Source organism: Streptomyces sp. NPDC015220 (genome assembly GCF_043079345.1).
In the GTDB taxonomy this organism is placed as follows: Bacteria; Actinomycetota; Actinomycetes; order Streptomycetales; family Streptomycetaceae; genus Streptomyces.
The window spans coordinates 92,837-108,157 of record NZ_JBIBUK010000015.1 but is presented as its reverse complement, the minus strand read 5'-3'; the positions used below and the strand labels follow the sequence as shown (position 1 = coordinate 108,157).

Annotated in this window: 12 protein-coding genes; 6 read left to right on the top strand and 6 right to left on the bottom strand. The window is 72.8% G+C overall.

Annotation, left to right across the window (positions count from 1 at the left end; all coding sequences use genetic code 11):
• Positions 1 to 45 precede the first annotated feature (45 nt).
• The gene (locus ACF061_RS26365; RefSeq protein ID WP_392269447.1) at positions 46 to 609 is read left to right on the top strand and encodes a DUF485 domain-containing protein; all 564 of its coding nucleotides are present in this window, start codon (positions 46 to 48) and stop codon (positions 607 to 609) included.
• Positions 606 to 2,198, top strand: a complete 1,593-nt coding sequence (locus ACF061_RS26360; RefSeq protein WP_392269446.1) for a cation acetate symporter — start codon at positions 606 to 608, stop codon at positions 2,196 to 2,198. The genes ACF061_RS26365 and ACF061_RS26360 overlap by 4 nt, the downstream gene beginning before the upstream one ends.
• 67 nt (positions 2,199 to 2,265) lie before the next feature.
• On the opposite strand, the gene ACF061_RS26355 is transcribed toward ACF061_RS26360, so the two are convergent.
• Positions 2,266 to 2,958, bottom strand: coding sequence for a response regulator (locus ACF061_RS26355; protein WP_392269445.1), 693 nt, complete (start codon positions 2,956 to 2,958; stop codon positions 2,266 to 2,268).
• A 161-nt stretch (positions 2,959 to 3,119) separates the two neighbouring features.
• Between ACF061_RS26355 and ACF061_RS26350 the strand changes: the two genes are divergently transcribed.
• The 3 genes from ACF061_RS26350 to ACF061_RS26340 all read left to right on the top strand — a co-directional run bounded on the left by ACF061_RS26350 (position 3,120) and on the right by ACF061_RS26340 (position 5,929).
• The gene (locus tag ACF061_RS26350) at positions 3,120 to 3,935 is read left to right on the top strand and encodes an ABC transporter ATP-binding protein (RefSeq protein WP_392269444.1); all 816 of its coding nucleotides are present in this window, start codon (positions 3,120 to 3,122) and stop codon (positions 3,933 to 3,935) included.
• The gene (locus ACF061_RS26345) at positions 3,925 to 4,788 is read left to right on the top strand and encodes an ABC transporter permease (protein ID WP_392269443.1); all 864 of its coding nucleotides are present in this window, start codon (positions 3,925 to 3,927) and stop codon (positions 4,786 to 4,788) included. Before ACF061_RS26350 ends, ACF061_RS26345 begins: the two co-directional genes overlap by 11 nt.
• A 79-nt stretch (positions 4,789 to 4,867) precedes the next feature.
• Entirely contained in the window at positions 4,868 to 5,929 is a 1,062-nt protein-coding gene (locus ACF061_RS26340; protein WP_392269442.1) for an ABC transporter substrate-binding protein, read from the top strand.
• 54 nt (positions 5,930 to 5,983) lie between these two features.
• Here the strand turns inward: ACF061_RS26340 and ACF061_RS26335 are convergent, their stop codons facing one another.
• From ACF061_RS26335 to ACF061_RS26320, 4 genes are all read right to left on the bottom strand, one after another.
• A complete protein-coding gene (locus ACF061_RS26335) occupies positions 5,984 to 6,664 on the bottom strand; it encodes a response regulator (protein ID WP_392269441.1) in 681 nt (226 codons plus the stop codon).
• Positions 6,661 to 8,361, bottom strand: coding sequence for an ATP-binding protein (locus tag ACF061_RS26330; protein ID WP_392269440.1), 1,701 nt, complete (start codon positions 8,359 to 8,361; stop codon positions 6,661 to 6,663). Before ACF061_RS26330 ends, ACF061_RS26335 begins: the two co-directional genes overlap by 4 nt.
• A gap of 366 nt (positions 8,362 to 8,727) precedes the next feature.
• The gene (locus ACF061_RS26325) at positions 8,728 to 9,684 is read right to left on the bottom strand and encodes a sucrase ferredoxin (protein WP_392269439.1); all 957 of its coding nucleotides are present in this window, start codon (positions 9,682 to 9,684) and stop codon (positions 8,728 to 8,730) included.
• A 54-nt stretch (positions 9,685 to 9,738) separates the two neighbouring features.
• The gene (locus ACF061_RS26320; RefSeq protein WP_392269438.1) at positions 9,739 to 11,022 is read right to left on the bottom strand and encodes a citrate/2-methylcitrate synthase; all 1,284 of its coding nucleotides are present in this window, start codon (positions 11,020 to 11,022) and stop codon (positions 9,739 to 9,741) included.
• 316 nt (positions 11,023 to 11,338) lie between these two features.
• Between ACF061_RS26320 and ACF061_RS26315 the strand changes: the two genes are divergently transcribed.
• Complete coding sequence (locus ACF061_RS26315; RefSeq protein ID WP_392269437.1) at positions 11,339 to 12,520, top strand: CobW family GTP-binding protein; 1,182 nt, start codon at positions 11,339 to 11,341, stop codon at positions 12,518 to 12,520.
• Between the two features lie 242 nt (positions 12,521 to 12,762).
• Here ACF061_RS26315 and ACF061_RS26310 read toward each other — a convergent pair whose 3' ends face one another.
• Complete coding sequence (locus tag ACF061_RS26310) at positions 12,763 to 15,222, bottom strand: DNA topoisomerase (ATP-hydrolyzing) subunit A (RefSeq protein ID WP_392269436.1); 2,460 nt, start codon at positions 15,220 to 15,222, stop codon at positions 12,763 to 12,765.
• Positions 15,223 to 15,321: the final 99 nt, after the last annotated feature.

Below are 15,321 nucleotides of genomic sequence, written 5' to 3'. Positions count from 1 at the left end.
GAGGAAGGGAAGCCGGGGATCTTCCGGCTGCGTCCATGCTTGGGCATGCAGTCAAGCAACGGCCGCTCCCACGGGAGCGGGGGCGTTCCCGAAAGGGCGTCCGGGAACCACGAGGGCCGGGAGCCGGCACCCGAGGACCTGGGATACCGCGACCCCTGGTACGAGGCGCTGGCCTCGGGCTGGGGAGAGGGGGGCGGCGCCGGCGTGCCCGCCGCGCCGGTGTCCGCGGCCCGGCGCGAGGGGCGGGCGGCGCGGGCGGCAGGGGGCGCCGGCACGACGGCCGACGCGTACGTCGAGGTGCAGCGCAGTGCGGCGTTCCAGGAGGTGCGCGGCCGGTACCGGCGGTTCGTGGTGCCCGCGGTGGCGGTCTTCTTCGTCTGGTACGTGGGCTATGTCGTGACCGCGACGACCGCGCCCGGGCTCATGGCCCGGCCGGTGGTGGGCGCCGTGAACGTGGCGATGCTCGCCGGGCTCGGGCAGTTCCTCACCACCTTCCTCCTCACCTGGGCCTACGCCCGCCACGCGCGGTTGCGCCGGGACCGGGCCGCGCTCGAACTGCGCTGGGACACCCAGGAACTGGCACGCGGTGCGCAAGGAGGTGTGTCGTGACCGGCGACCACCAGACCCTGGCCCTGCTGTTGTTCAGCGTGTTCGTGGCGGTCACGCTGGCGATCACGACCTGGGTGAGCCGCAACCGGCATGGTTCGGCGGAGGAGTTCTACGCCGGCGGGCGGCTCTTCTCCCCGATGGAGAATGGTTTTGCCATCGCCGGTGACTACGCGTCGGCCGCATCGTTCCTGGGAGTCCCCGGGCTGATCGCTCTGTTCGGCTACGACGGTGTGCTCTATGTGGTGGGCTTCTTCGTGGGCTGGCTGGTGGTGCTGTTCCTCGTCGCCGAGCTGGTGCGCAACTGCGGCCGCTTCACACTCGCCGACGTGGTCGCGGCCCGGATGAGCGAGCGACCGGTGCGGATCGCCGTGGGAACCTCCTCGGTGACGGTGTCCGTTCTGTATCTGGTGGCGCAGATGGTGGGCGCGGGCAGCCTGGTGGCGCTGCTCCTCGGCCGGACGGGCGGGGCGGCCCAGTCCTGGACCGTCATCGGGGTCGGTGCGCTGATGGTGGTCTACGTGTCGCTGGGCGGTATGCGGGCCACCACCTGGATCCAGATCGTCAAGGCGGTGCTGCTGCTGGGCGGCACCGTCGTGCTGACCGTGCTCGTCATGGTCCGCTTCCACGGCGACCTGGACCGGCTGCTGCTCACCGCGGCCGAGCGCAGCGGCCACGGAACCGCCTTCCTGGCCCCCGGACTGCGGTATGGCGGGGACTGGACCGCCCGGCTGGACTTCATCAGCCTCGGCCTCGCACTGGTGCTCGGCACGGGTGGGCTGCCGCACATCGTGTCCCGCTTCTACACCGTGCCGACCGCTCGGGCCGCCCGCCGTTCGGCCATCTGGTCCATCGGTCTCATCGGCGCGTTCTACCTGATGACGATCGTCCTCGGCTTCGGAGCGGCCGCGATCGTCGGCCCCCGGGCCGTACAGGGCGCGAACGCGGCCGGCAACACGGCGGTTCCACTGCTCGCCCTCGACCTGGGCGGCGGCGCCGACTCCACGGGCGGCACCGTCCTGTTCGCGGTGGTGGCCGCCGTCGCCTTCGCCACGATTCTCGCGGTGGTCGCCGGGATCACCCTCGCCTCCTCGGTCTCCGTGGCCCACGACCTGTACGCGTCGCTGCGGCGTCGGGGCGGCCGGCCGCGCGGCGAGGTGGCCGTGGCACGCATCGCGGCGGTCGGCGTCGGGGCGGTCGCGATCGCCCTCGGTCTGGTCGCCCGCGACCTCAACGTCGCCTTCCTGGTGGGCCTCGCCTTCGCCGTCGCCGCCTCCGCGAATCTGCCCGTACTGCTCTATCCGCTGTTCTGGCGCGGGTTCACCACCCGCGGGGCGGTGTGGGCCGTGTACGGCGGGCTGGTCCCGGCGCTGGTGCTCGTCGTGCTCTCCCCGGTGGTCTCGGGCAGCCCCGGCTCGCTGCTCCCGGGTGTCGACTTCCAGTTCTTCCCGCTGGAGAACCCCGCCATCGTCTCGGTTCCGCTGGGCTTCCTCGCCGGCTGGCTCGGCACCGTGATCTCCGCCGAGCCGCCGGACCACGCCAAGTACGCGGAGACGGAGGTGCGTTCGCTGACCGGTGCCGGAGCCGTGTGACCGTCGAGCCGTCGCCGTCGTAGCGCCTCACCGCCGTGCCCTCCGCCCGGGGCGGACCGGGCCCGGTCTACGGAGCCACCCAGGCGTAGCGGTGCTCGGGCCGTCCCGTGTCGCCGTACTTCAGCGACAGGCGCAGCCGGCCGGCCTGTTCCAGGTGGCGGAGGTACCGCTGGGCGGTGGAGCGGCTCAGGCCGGTCCGGGCGGCCACCTCGTGAGCCGACAGCGGCCCCGCGGCGCGGTGCAGAACACCGCAGATGAGGTCCGTAGTCGGTTCCGAGTGGCCACTGGGCAGGCCGGGGGAGGAGGGAGCCGGCGTGGTGCGCAGCGCGCCGAAGATCCGGTCCACCTGCTCCTGTCCGGCCACCCCCCGGCCGCCGACGCGGTCGACGGTGCGGCGCAGGGCCGCATAGGAGTCCAGGCGGGTGCGCAGCGCGCTGAAGGTGAAGGGTTTCACCAGATAGTGCAATGCGCCCAGCCGCATCGCCTGCTGCACGGTGGCCACGTCCCCGGCTGCCGTGATCATGATGACGTCGGTGCCCAGGCCCTGCTCGCGCATGCGGTGGACGAGTTCCAGCCCCGGACGGTCGGGCAGGTAGTGGTCCAGCAGCACCAGGTCGACGCCGCCGCGCTGCACGGCGGTCAGCGCCTGCGCGGCGCTGTGCGCGCGGGAGGTCACCCGGAAACCGGGAACCTTTCCCACGTACTTGGCGTTGATCTCGGCGACACGGAAGTCGTCGTCGACCACCAGGACGTCAATCATCGGGCCTCTTCCCTCCCAGGCCTGGCGAGCGTTAAGCCCGTGTTTCGGCTCCGTTGTTGTAGCGCGAGCAAAACGAGCACAACAGGTCCTTGCGAGCAAAAGAACGACTTGCGCCCAGAAGACTGCTGCTGTGGCCGGTGCCACACCTACCGTCCTTGGCCATGAGCACAGACACCGGCCCCGCCATCGAGCTGCGGGGCGCGAGCAAAACGTTCAGGACCCCCTCGGGGGGCCTGCACACGGCTGTGAGGGACCTCGACCTGACGGTCCGCCGGGGCGAGTTCGTGGCCGTGGTCGGTCCCACCGGCTGCGGCAAGTCGACCACATTGACGCTCGTCAGCGGCCTGGAGGAGCCCACCGAGGGCGAGGTGCTGGTGGCCGGCGAGCCGGTTCGCGGCGTCGGCGGCAAGGTCGGCTTCGTCTTCCAGCAGGACGCCACCTTCCCCTGGCGCACGGTGCTGTCCAACGTGATGGCGGGACCGCGCTTCCGCGGTCTGCCCAAGGCGGAGGCGCAGGAGAAGGCGCGCGCCTGGCTGGCCCGGGTCGGGCTCGCCGCGTTCGAGGACCGTTACCCGCACCAGCTCTCCGGCGGCCAGCGCAAGCGCGTCGCCCTCGCCGCCACCTTCGTCAACGACCCCGAGATCCTGCTGATGGACGAGCCGTTCTCGGCGCTCGACGTGCAGACCCGGGCCCTGATGTCGGACGAGTTGATGGAGCTGTGGGAGGGCACGGGCGCCTCGGTCGTCTTCGTCACTCATGACCTGGAGGAGGCCATCGCGCTCGCCGACAGAGTCGTCGTGATGACGGCCGGCCCGGCGACCGTGAAGCAGATCTTCGACATCGACCTGCCCAGGCCGCGCAAGGTCGAGCAGGTGCGCCTGCAGACGCAGTTCATCGAGATCTACCGGGAGATCTGGGAGTCCCTCGGCGAAGAGGTCCGCATCACCCGTGAGAGGGGTGCCGCCCATGTCGCCTGAGGTTCTCGGCGCGCCGGTCGTCGACACGGTCAAGACCCCCGACCGGGCGCACTCCCGGGCCCGCGCGGCCCGCAGACGCAAGGTGATCGTCACCGCTGCCCGCGCCCTGCTCCTGGTGGCCGTGCTCGGCCTGTGGGAAGGGCTCTCCCGGGCCAAGGCCATCGATCCCTTCAACTTCTCGATGCCCTCGCAGATCTGGGACCAGATCTGGACCTGGATCACGCACGGCACCGCGCTCGGCTCGCTGGGCGAGCAGATCTGGTACACGCTCTACGAGGCCCTGCTCGGCTGGGTGTTCGGTGTGGTGGCCGGTGTGGTCCTCGGGATCGCGCTCGGCCGCGTCACCTTCCTCGCCGATGTCCTCGGCCCCTACATCAAGGTGCTCAACTCGATCCCCAGGATCGTGCTCGCCCCGATCTTCGTGATCTGGTTCGGGCTCGGACCGGTCTCCAAGGTCGCCTCGGCCGTCGTCCTCGTCTTCTTCCCGGTGTTCTTCAACGCCTTCCAGGGCGCCCGGGAGGTGGACCGCAACCTGGTCTCCAACGCCCGGATCCTCGGCGCGAGCGACCGCCGGGTGACGCTCCAGGTGGTCATCCCGTCCGCGACCTCGTGGATCTTCACCAGCCTGCACGTCAGCTTCGGCTTCGCCCTGATCGGCGCGATCGTCGGCGAGTACATCGGCGCCACCAAGGGCATCGGCCTGCTCGTCGCGCAGTCCCAGGGCACGTTCAACGCGGCCGGCGTGTACGCCGCGATGGTCATCCTCGCCGCCGTCGCGCTCGTCGCCGAGGGACTGCTCACCTTCGCCGAGCGCCGCATCTTCCGCTGGAAGCCCGCGGGCTCCGGGGACTGAGCGACCCGGTCCCGCCGCACCCCCTTCCTCCCCGCCTTCCGCACCCCGTACCGCCCTCTCACAAGGACGTGAAACCGCCATGCGCAAGTCCGCCAGACTCGCGGCGTCGGCCGCCGCCGGCCTGCTCGCCCTGTCCTCCCTCACCGCCTGTGCCAACGACGCGGCCGGATCCGCCGCCGACTCCGGCAGCGGCGGCGGGGGCGGCAAGGGAGAGCACGTCAAGATCATGGTCGGTGGCCTGGACAAGGTCATCTACCTGCCCGCGATGCTCACCCAGCGCCTCGGCTACTTCTCGGCGGAGGGCCTGAACGTCGAGCTGCTGAGCGAGCCCGCCGGGGTGCAGGCGGAGACCGCACTCGTCTCCGGTCAGGTCCAGGGCGCCGTCGGCTTCTACGACCACACCCTCGATCTGCAGGTCAAGGGCAAGAACGTCGAGTCCGTGGTGCAGTTCTCGCACGCGCCCGGCGAGGTGGAGGTCGTCTCCACCAAGGCCGCGGGCAAGATCAGTTCGGCGAAGGACTTCAAGGGCAAGAAGCTCGGCGTCACCGGCCTCGGCTCCTCGACCGACTTCCTCACCAAGTACCTCGCGGTCAAGAACGGGGTGAGCGTCAGCGAGTTCGCTCCGGTCGCCGTCGGCGCCGGACCGACCTTCGTCTCCGCGCTCCAGAAGGGCTCCATCGACGGCGGCATGACGACCGATCCGACCGTCGCGACCATCCTGGACAAGAAGGCCGGCAAGATCCTCGTCGACATGCGGACCCCCGAGGGATCGCAGGCGGCGCTCGGCGGGCCGTACCCGTCGTCGAGCCTGTACATGCGGACGGACTGGGTCGACGGCCACAAGGAGACGGTCCAGAAGCTCGCCAACGCGTTCGTCAGGACGCTCAGGTGGATGTCCACCCACAGCGCGTCCGAGATCGCCGCCAAGATGCCCGCGGACTACTCGCAGGGCGACAAGACGCTCTACGCCGAGGCGATCAAAAGCACGCTGCCGATGTTCACCAAGGACGGCGTGATGCCGGCGAACGGTCCCGAGACCGTCGAGAAGGTCCTCAAGGCGTTCAACCCCAACATCAAGAACGCCAAGGTGGACCTGGGCAAGACCTACACCACCGAGTTCGTCGAGAAGGTCACCGGCTGACCTCCGTACGCAACGGCGGCACGGTCCTTCGCGCCCGTGCCGCGAGCCGTGTCCTCAGAGGCGGGCCGCCCACACGTAACGGTGTTCCGGGCGGCCCGCTTCGCCGTACCTGAGGGTCAGCGCGGCCCGGCCGGCGCGCTCCAGCAGCTTGAGGTAGCGCTGGGCCGTCTGCCGGCTCACTCCCGTCCGGTCGGCGATCTGCTGCGCCGACAGCGGCTCCCCGGCCCGCATCAGGGCCTGGCGGACCCGGTCGGCGGTGGTGGGGGAGTGTCCGCCGGGCAGTCGGGGCCCGGTGGGCGCGGACAGCGCCCCGAAGATCCGGTCCACCGCGGCCTGTTCCGCCTCACCGCCGCCGTCCAGCGTGCGCCGCAGCTCGGCGTAGGCCTCCAGCTTGACCCGCAGGCCCGCGAAACCGAACGGCTTGACGAGGTACTGCAGCGCACCGTGCCGCATCGCCGCCTGTACGGTCGCCATGTCCCGGGCCGCCGTCACCATGATCACGTCCGTCCGGCGGCCGCGGCGGCGCATCTCCCGGACGACCGCCAGACCCGTCAGGTCGGGCAGGTGCTGGTCCATGAGGACCAGGTCGATGCGCGGCAGTTCCGCCAGCCGGCGCAGTGCCCCGGCCGCGCTGTGCGCCTCCGCGGCGACGTGGAAACCCGGCACCCTGGCGACGTAGGCCGCGTTGACCCGCGCGACCCGGGTGTCGTCGTCCACGACCAGGACCTCGATCACCGTGCCTCCTCGTCGGCCGTCCCGACGGCGGCGGTGCCGCCGGACTCCGGCCCTCCGGTCCCGGCCCCGGAGGGCCGCGGGGCCGGTTCGGCGAGCGCCTCGGGCAGGACGACCGTGAACTCCGCGCCACCGCCGCGCGCCTCGCCCACCGTCACGCCGCCGCCCTGCCGTTCGGCGAGCCGGCGGACCAGGGAGAGGCCCAGGCCGCGCTTGCCGTGGGCGGGAGGCTCCTTGGTGGACCACCCTTCGGTGAAGATCAGGTCGCGCCGGTCGGCGGGTATCCCCGGGCCGGTGTCGCGCACCCTGAGGACGGCGGCCCGGCCCTCCGCCCGCAGTTCGACCTCCACGCGCGCGTGCGGTGTCGCCGCCACCGCGTCGAGCGCGTTGTCCACCAGATTGCCGACGACCGTCACCAGCCCGCGGGGGTCCACCAGCCGGTCCGGCAGCCAGGTCCCGTCCGACACCCACAGCGCCACTTGGCGCTCGGCCGCGACGGTCGCCTTGCCGACCAGCAGGGCGGCGAGCAGCGGATCCTGGATCTTCTCGGTGACCTGCTCCGACGTGGCCCGGTGGTCGCCGACGACCTCTCCGACGAACTCCACGGCGTCGTCGTACATCTCCAGCTCCAGCAGCCCGAGCAGCGTGTGCATGCGGTTGGCGTGCTCGTGGTCCTGGGCGCGCAGCGCGTCGATGAGACCGTGCGTGGAGTCCAGTTCCCGGCCCAGTTGCTCCAGCTCGGTGCGGTCGCGCAGGGTGGCGACCGCGCCGCCGTCGCCGGTGGGCATGCGGTTGGCGACCAGGACCCGCCGGCCGCGCACCGTGAGCAGGTCGGTGCCGCTGACCCGGCCGGCCAGCACGTCGGTCGTACGGCCCGCGCCGAGCGCCTCGTCCAGCGTGCGGCCGACGGCCTCGTCACCGATGCCGAGCAGCCGTCGCGCCTCGTCGTTGAGGAGCCGGACGCGGTCGCCCCGGTCGAGGGCCACGACGCCCTCCCGGATGCCGTGCAGCATCGCCTCCCGCTCGGCGAGCAGGGCCGCGATGTCCGAGAAGGCGAGGTCCCTCGTCTGCCGCTGGACCCGCCGGGAGATCAGCCAGGCGGCCAGCGCACCGACGGCCAGGGCGCCGCCTGCGTACGCCAGCAGGCCCGGGATGGCGTCGATCAGCCTGGCGCGCACGCTGTCGTAGGCGATGCCGACCGAGACCGCCCCGATGATGCGATGGCGGCCGGTGTCGTACAGCGGCACCTTGCCGCGGGCTGAGCGGCCCAGGGTGCCGGTGTCGATCTGCATGACCTCGTGGCCGGCCAGCGCCGGTCTGGGGTCCGTCGAGACGACGTCGCCGATCTGCCTCGGGTCGGTGTGGGACCAGCGTGTGCCGCGCATGTCCATCACCACGATGTACTCGGCGTGCGTGGCCAGCCGGATCCGTTCCGCCTCCTGCTGCACGGGCCCGTCCACGCTCGGGGTGGTGTTCCGCAGGTCCCGGGCGATCTGCGGGTTCTGCGCGGTGGTCTCCGCGATGGCCAGCGCGCGGCGCATCGCCTGGTCGTCCAGCTGGTGGCTGAGCGGGGCGAGGAAGAGCCCGGTCGCGAGCACCGCGACTCCCGCGGCGACCGCCAGCTGCATCAGCAGCACCTGCGAGAACACGCGTCGTGGCAGGCTGAGGCGCCTGCGGCGCGCGGGGGAAGTGGGGCTCATGGCGATGACGGTACGTGGGCGGACGGGACCGCCCCAGAGGGTGTGGCGTGTATCTCCAGGCCGCCTGGCGGACGTGGCTGCCCGACCGACGTGGCCCGGTCGTCCGGCTGCTCGACCGACTTGTGGCCTGGCGGCCTGGCTGCTCGACCGACCGGTGGCCTGGCTGCCGGCCGACTGGTCGTGCGGCCGTTCGACGGCCGGTGGCCCGACTGCCCGCCCACTGGTCGTCCGGCTGTTCGAGGCCCGGTGGCCCGGTGGCCCGGTGGCCCTGTCGTCCGGTCGCTCGCCGCGGGGCAGTTCGGCCGTCCGCCGTCCGGCCGCTCGCCCGCGCGGCCACCTGTCCGTCCGGCGACCTCGACGGGTGACTCAGCCGGCGGGGCGGGGCACGGCCAGTTCGCGGACGGCCACCACGTCCATGCGGGCCGGGCCGCCCAGCACCGGCGCGCCGCAGCTCTCCGGGCGGGGCGGCTCCGCGGCGCCCCGCGCGACGGTGACGTGCCACTCGCGCCCGTCGGCGTGGGCGACGGTCACCGCCCAACGGGGTGCGGCGGCCCCGGTCTCCAGCGCCTCGGTGCGCACGACGCTCAGCGCGTCCGCCCGGAACTCGCCGGCCGCCGCCCGCACGGAGAGCTCGGCGGCCTGTGCGGGCCGCTCCCAGGCGGTACGGCCCCGGCAGCCCTCCAGGACGACACGGCCTTCCCGCACGCCGTGCAGGGCCTCCTTGACGGCGTGCGCCTCGGCCCGCCCGTACGCGTATCCGTACGGCAGGACGAGCAGGGTCGGTGAGAAGCGGTGGCCGCCGAGGTGGGTGACCTCCCACGCCCCGCCGACTCCGGAGGAGGCCAGTTCCGCCGCGAGCGGGCGGCCGAGCAGGGCGCAGCACCGATCCCGTCTGCCGTTGGTGCAGACGAGCGCGAGCGGGTCGCCCGTGTGCGGCGCGCCCCCCAGCGCCGCGTCGAAGGTGTGGTGCTCGCCCCTGCCCAGCGCGCGGAAGTCGAGGTCCAGCAGCCGTTCCGGATCGGTGATCACGGCGCTGTGCAGCCATACGCCGCCCGGAACCGTGTGGGCCGCGTACACATGCCGCGCGGTCGGCGTACGGCGGTCGGCGTGCCGGCCGGGCCGGCGGATGAGCGCGACACGGACGCCGGTGCCCGCGGCCGCACGCTTGAGGGCACGTCCCAGCGCCGGGTCCAGGTGGCTCGAAGTGAGCGCCTCGGCGCCCCACGGGCCGGGCTGCTCCAGGAGCAGCCAGGTCCTCGCCGTGGGCGCGGTGGCGGACATGGACTCGTCCAACTGCCGGGAGACGGTCGCGCACGTACTCACACAGGTGAGCCTAACCTGACTTGGCGCCATATGGTGGCCGGCCCTCGGGGTGATCTACTCGGGCAGTGGCTGCGGGGGCCGCCGGCCGACGTACCGGCCGCTGGGGCGCATGCGCAGCGGGCGCTCCCCGTACTCCTCCAGGGCATGGGCGATCCAGCCCGCGGTCCGGGCCACGGCGAAGATCGTCTCGCTCGCGGTGGAGGGCATGCCGGAGGAAGCGGTGAGCACGGCGAGAGCCAGGTCGACGTTGGCGTGCAGCGGGGTGCGGCGGGCCGTGGTGGCCACGATGTCGCGGGCGGCGGCGAGGGCGGGAGCGGCGTGCGGGATCTCCTCCAGGAGAGCGAACAGGGCCCTCGCGCGGGGGTCCTCGCCGGTGTAGAGGCGGTGGCCGAGTCCGGGGATGCGACGGCCGTCGCGCAGCTCGTCGGCGACGACCGGGCCGGCCGATCCCCGGTCCAGCACCTCCAGGAGCAGCCGGTGGGCGAGTCCGCCGGCCGCGCCGTGCAGCGGGCCCTCGATCACGCCGAGCCCGGCGGAGACGGCGGCGTAGGCGTGCGCGCGGGCCGAGGCGGCCACCCGCACGGCGAGCGTCGAGGCGGCCAGGTCGTGGTCGGCGAGCAGGCCCATGGCGGTGTCCAGCACGCGCAGCGAGGCCTCGTCGGCGGGACGGCCGGTCAGCCGCACCCACAGGCGGTGGGCGAGCGGCCCCTGGTCGTGGCGACCACCAGGGACCGGCCGGTCATCGCGACCACCCGGGACCGGTGGCAGCGCGTCGACGAGGGTCGGGATGAGGACGCGCGCGGTGCCGAGCACGGCGCCCTCCGACAGGTCGAACCTCAGGGGGTCGGCCGCCGCGGCGGCGATCGCGGCGACCCGCAGCCGGTCGGTGGGTCCCGCGTGCTCCGGGAGGGCGTTCACCGCCGCACGGGCCACGGCGACGGCCGGCTCCGGCGCGGTGAAGGCCGCGCCCGGGCGCGGCCGTCCCGTCCACAGCCACTCGGCGACCTCCTCGTAGGTGTGCCGGGCGGCCAGTTCCGTCGCGTCGACGCCGCGGAAGTAGTACCGGTCCTCGGCGATGAGGGTGAGGCGGGTCCGCACGGTCAGCTCTCCGGCGGCGCCGGCGGCGGCGCCGCTCTCCCGCCTGTTGCGGCGGGCGAGCGCCTCGACCTCCGCGGCGTCGAAGGTGCTGCCCCGGCCGCCCGGCTCACGGCGGCTGCCGAGCTGGCCGCGGCTCACGTACGCGTACACGGTCTCGGGTTTCACGCCGAGCAGTTCGGCGGTCTCCTTCGTGCTGAGCCGCCGCTCCGCGGGGCCGGCGGGAGGTTCTTGATCGCGCATGGGGCTCACCGTATCCGCCGCCGGGTGCCCGTTATCCATTGATGTGATCCCCATTGACGGGGATGCGCCGTGCGGGCCGGGAGGCGCCGGCGGCGGCCCCGCGCGGCGAGTGCCGCCGACGGTCGTCCCGGGCCTCTGCGCGGCGAGTGCCGCCGACGGCCGTCCCGGGCCTCTGCGTGACGAGTGCCGCCGACCGGCGTCCACGTCGGCACGTCGGCGGGGACCGTACGCCTCGTATCCTGGCGCGGGATCCAGTCCCGGAAGGCGCACCGAGCCCGTGAGCCGGTGCGCGCGTCGGCGTGAGAGAGGTCGTACGGTGGAGCAGCCGAGCCCGGGCGCGGAGCCGAGTCGCAGCGTGCGGCAGATCCCGGTCGTCGTACTCGCCGGATTCCTCGGCTCCGGGAAGACGACGCTCCTCAACCACCTCCTCCACCACAGCGGTGGCAGCCGGATCGGCGCGATCGTCAACGACTTCGGGGCCATCGAGATCGACGCCATGGCGGTCGCAGGGGCCCTCGGGGACTCCACCGTCTCCCTCGGCAACGGGTGTCTGTGCTGCGCGGTCGACGCCGGTGAACTCGATCTGTATCTGGACCGGCTCACCCGGCCCGCCCTCGGCATCGACGTCGTCGTGATCGAGGCGAGCGGCCTCGCCGAGCCGCAAGAACTCGTCCGCATGGTGCTGGCCAGCGAGAACCCCGCGGTCGTCTACGGCGGGCTCGTCGAGGTCGTCGACGCCGCCGAGTTCGAGGACACCCGCACGAAGCACCCTGGGATCGACCGGCACCTCGCCCTCGCCGACCTGGTCGTCGTCAACAAGGCCGACCGGGCCGACGGGCCGGGCGGGGCCGGGCGGGTGCTCGCACTGGTGCGGTCCCTGGTCGACCGGGCCGCCGTCGTCCCGGCCTCCTACGGCCGGATCGACCCCGAGTTCCTCTTCGACTGCCGGCCCGGCGAGGAGCGCATCGGGCAGCTCTCCTTCGACGACCTGCACCCGCACCACGAGGACGACGGCGCCCACGACGGCAGCGGCCATCCGCACGCCGCCTACGAGAGCCTCTCCTTCGTCTCCGGCACGCCGGTCGATCCCCGCCGGCTCATGAGCTTCCTCGACAGCCGGCCCGACGGCCTCTACCGCATCAAGGGGTACGTCGACTTCGGCGCCCACGACACCCGCAACCGCTACGCCGTGCACGCCGTGGGCCGGTTCCTGCGCTTCTACCCCGAGCCCTGGCCGGCCGGCGAGCCCCGCCTGACCCAGCTCGTCCTCATCGGCGCCGGCATCGACGTGCCGGCCCTGGGAGAGGAACTGCGGGCGTGCGAGGCGGACGCCCCGGACGCCGACGAGCACGGCATGTGGGGCGTCCTGCGCTACGTACCGCGGCAGGAAGGGCCGACCGGGCCGGACGGCCCCGAAGGCGGGCAGGACTCCCACGGGCAGGGCTCATACGCGCAGGGCCCCTACGAACCGGACCCCTACGAGCCGGACCGTCAGTAACCGGTTCTTCGTGAACCGGACCGGCGGGAAGCGGCCCCCGTCGGTCGGACCTCGACGAGTCCGGCCGCTGCGATCCGCGCCCGGCGAACCCGGCCTGCGCGGACCGTGCCGCGGATCAGAACACCGCGAGGCGACGCCCCGCGGCGCCGGACGCCCGGACGCCCGGACGCCCGGGCGCCCGTGGAGCCGGGGGCGGCCTCGCCGCGTCCCCGGCACGTCCCGTCGGACCGGACGGGCAGGACCTACCAGACCGGTCCCGCCACGGCCGCGACCGTCTTGGCGAGCGACACTCCCGAGCCGTCGCGGCGCGGATCGATCGCCGGGAGCTCGGCCGGGGTGCCGTTCTTCTGGGCGGCCCGTGCCGGAGCGGGGCCCGCCCAGGCGAAGGACAGGCAGTCCTCGCCCTTCAGGAACCGCTGGCAGCGCACACCACCGGTGGCCCGGCCCTTGCGCGGGTACTGGTCGAACGGCGTCACCTTGGCCGTCGTGTGCACGGAGTCGTCCAGCGTGCCGCGTGAGCCCGCCACCGTGAAGACCACCGCGTCCACGGCCGGGTCGACCGCCGTGAACGAGATGACCTTGACGCCCTCGGCGAGCTTGACGCCCGCCATGCCGCCGGCCGGGCGGCCCTGCGGCCGGACCTGGGCGGCCTGGTAGCGCAGGAGCTGGGCGTCGTCCGTGATGAAGACCAGGTCCTCCTCGCCGGTGCGCAGCTCGACCGCGCCGACGATCCGGTCGCCATCCTTGAGGGTGATGACCTCCAGCTCGTCCTTGTTGGCCGGGTAGTCGGGGACCACCCGCTTGACCACGCCCTGTTCCGTGCCGAGGGCCAGGCCCGGCGAGGACTCGTCCAGCGTGGTCAGGCAGACCACCGTCTCGTCGCCCTCCAGGGAGATGAACTCGGCGATCGGCGCGCCGCCGGCCAGGTTCGGCGCGGAGACCGGCTCCGGCAACTGGGGCAGGTCGACGACGTTCACCCGGAGCAGACGGCCGGCCGACGTCACCACGCCCACCTCGCCGCGGGCGGTGGCCGGGACCGCGGAGACGATCACGTCGTGCTTGTGCCGCTTGCCGCCGGTGTCCCGGGGGAGCGGATCGCCGTTCGGCGTGCGGGCGAGCAGGCCCGTCGAGGACAGCAGGACGCGGCACGGGTCGTCCGCCACCTGGAGCGGCACGGCGGCGACCGGGGCGGCGCCCGCCTCCAGCAGGACCGTGCGCCGGGGGGTGCCGAACTTCTTCGCGACCGCGGCCAGTTCCGCCGACACCAGCTTGCGCAGCTCCGCGTCCGACTCCAGGATCCGGGTCAGCTCCTCGATCTCCGCGGTGAGCCGCTCCTTCTCCGCCTCCAGTTCGATGCGGTCGTACTTGGTCAGACGGCGCAGGGGGGTGTCGAGGATGTACTGCGTCTGGACGTCGCTCAGCGAGAAGCGCTCCATCAGGCGCTGCTTGGCCTGGGCGGAGTTCTCGCTGGAGCGGATCAGACGGATGACCTCGTCGATGTCCACCAGCGCCGTGATCAGGCCCTCGACCAGGTGCAGCCGGTCGCGCCGCTTGCCGCGGCGGTACTCGCTGCGACGCCGTACGACGTCGAAACGGTGGTCGAGGTAGACCTCCAGCAGCTCCTTCAGGCCGAGCGTGAGGGGCTGCCCGTCGACCAGCGCGACGTTGTTGATGCCGAAGGACTCCTCCATCGGCGTCAGCTTGTAGAGCTGCTCCAGGACCGCCTCCGGCACGAAGCCGTTCTTGATCTCGATGACCAGGCGCAGTCCGTGCTCGCGGTCGGTGAGGTCCTTGACGTCGGCGATGCCCTGGACCTTCTTGGCGCCGACCAGGTCCTTGATCTTGGCGATCACCTTCTCCGGGCCGACCGTGAAGGGCAGCTCGGTGACGACGAGGCCCTTGCGCCGGGCCGTCACGGTCTCCACCGAGACCGTGGCGCGGATCTTGAACGTGCCGCGGCCCGACTCGTAGGCGTCCCGGATCCCGGACAGGCCGACGATCCGGCCGCCGGTCGGCAGGTCGGGGCCCGGAACGAGCTTCATCAGCGCGTCCAGGTCCGCGTTCGGGTAGCGGATCAGGTGCCGGGCGGCCGCGATCACCTCGCCGAGGTTGTGCGGCGGCATGTTCGTGGCCATGCCGACCGCGATGCCCGACGAGCCGTTCACCAGCAGGTTCGGGAAGGCGGCGGGCAGTGCCACCGGCTCCTGCTCCTGGCCGTCGTAGTTGGGCGCGAAGTCGACCGTGTCCTCGTCGATCGACTCGGTCATCAGGCTCGTCGCCTCGGCCATGCGGCACTCGGTGTACCGCATGGCGGCGGGCGGGTCGTCGTTGCCCAGCGAGCCGAAGTTGCCGTGGCCGTCGACCAGGGGGACGCGCATCGAGAACGACTGGGCCAGCCGCACCAGCGCGTCGTAGATCGACGCGTCGCCGTGCGGGTGGAGCTTGCCCATGACCTCGCCGACGACGCGGGCGCACTTCACGTAGCCCCGCTCGGGGCGCAGGCCCATCTCGTTCATCTGGTAGACGATGCGCCGGTGCACCGGCTTGAGACCGTCCCGGGCGTCCGGCAGGGCGCGGGAGTAGATGACCGAGTACGCGTACTCGAGGAAGGAGCCCTGCATCTCGTCGACGACGTCGATGTCGAGGATCCGCTCCTCGTACGAATCGTCGGGCGGCGGGGTCTTCGTGCTGCGGCGGGCCATCGCTGCCGGCTCCTTGCTGAAGCGTGGGACGGGATCTGATGCCGACCATTGTGGACCGCCCGACCGACAACGCGGACCAGACCCCGCCCCCCGGCCGCC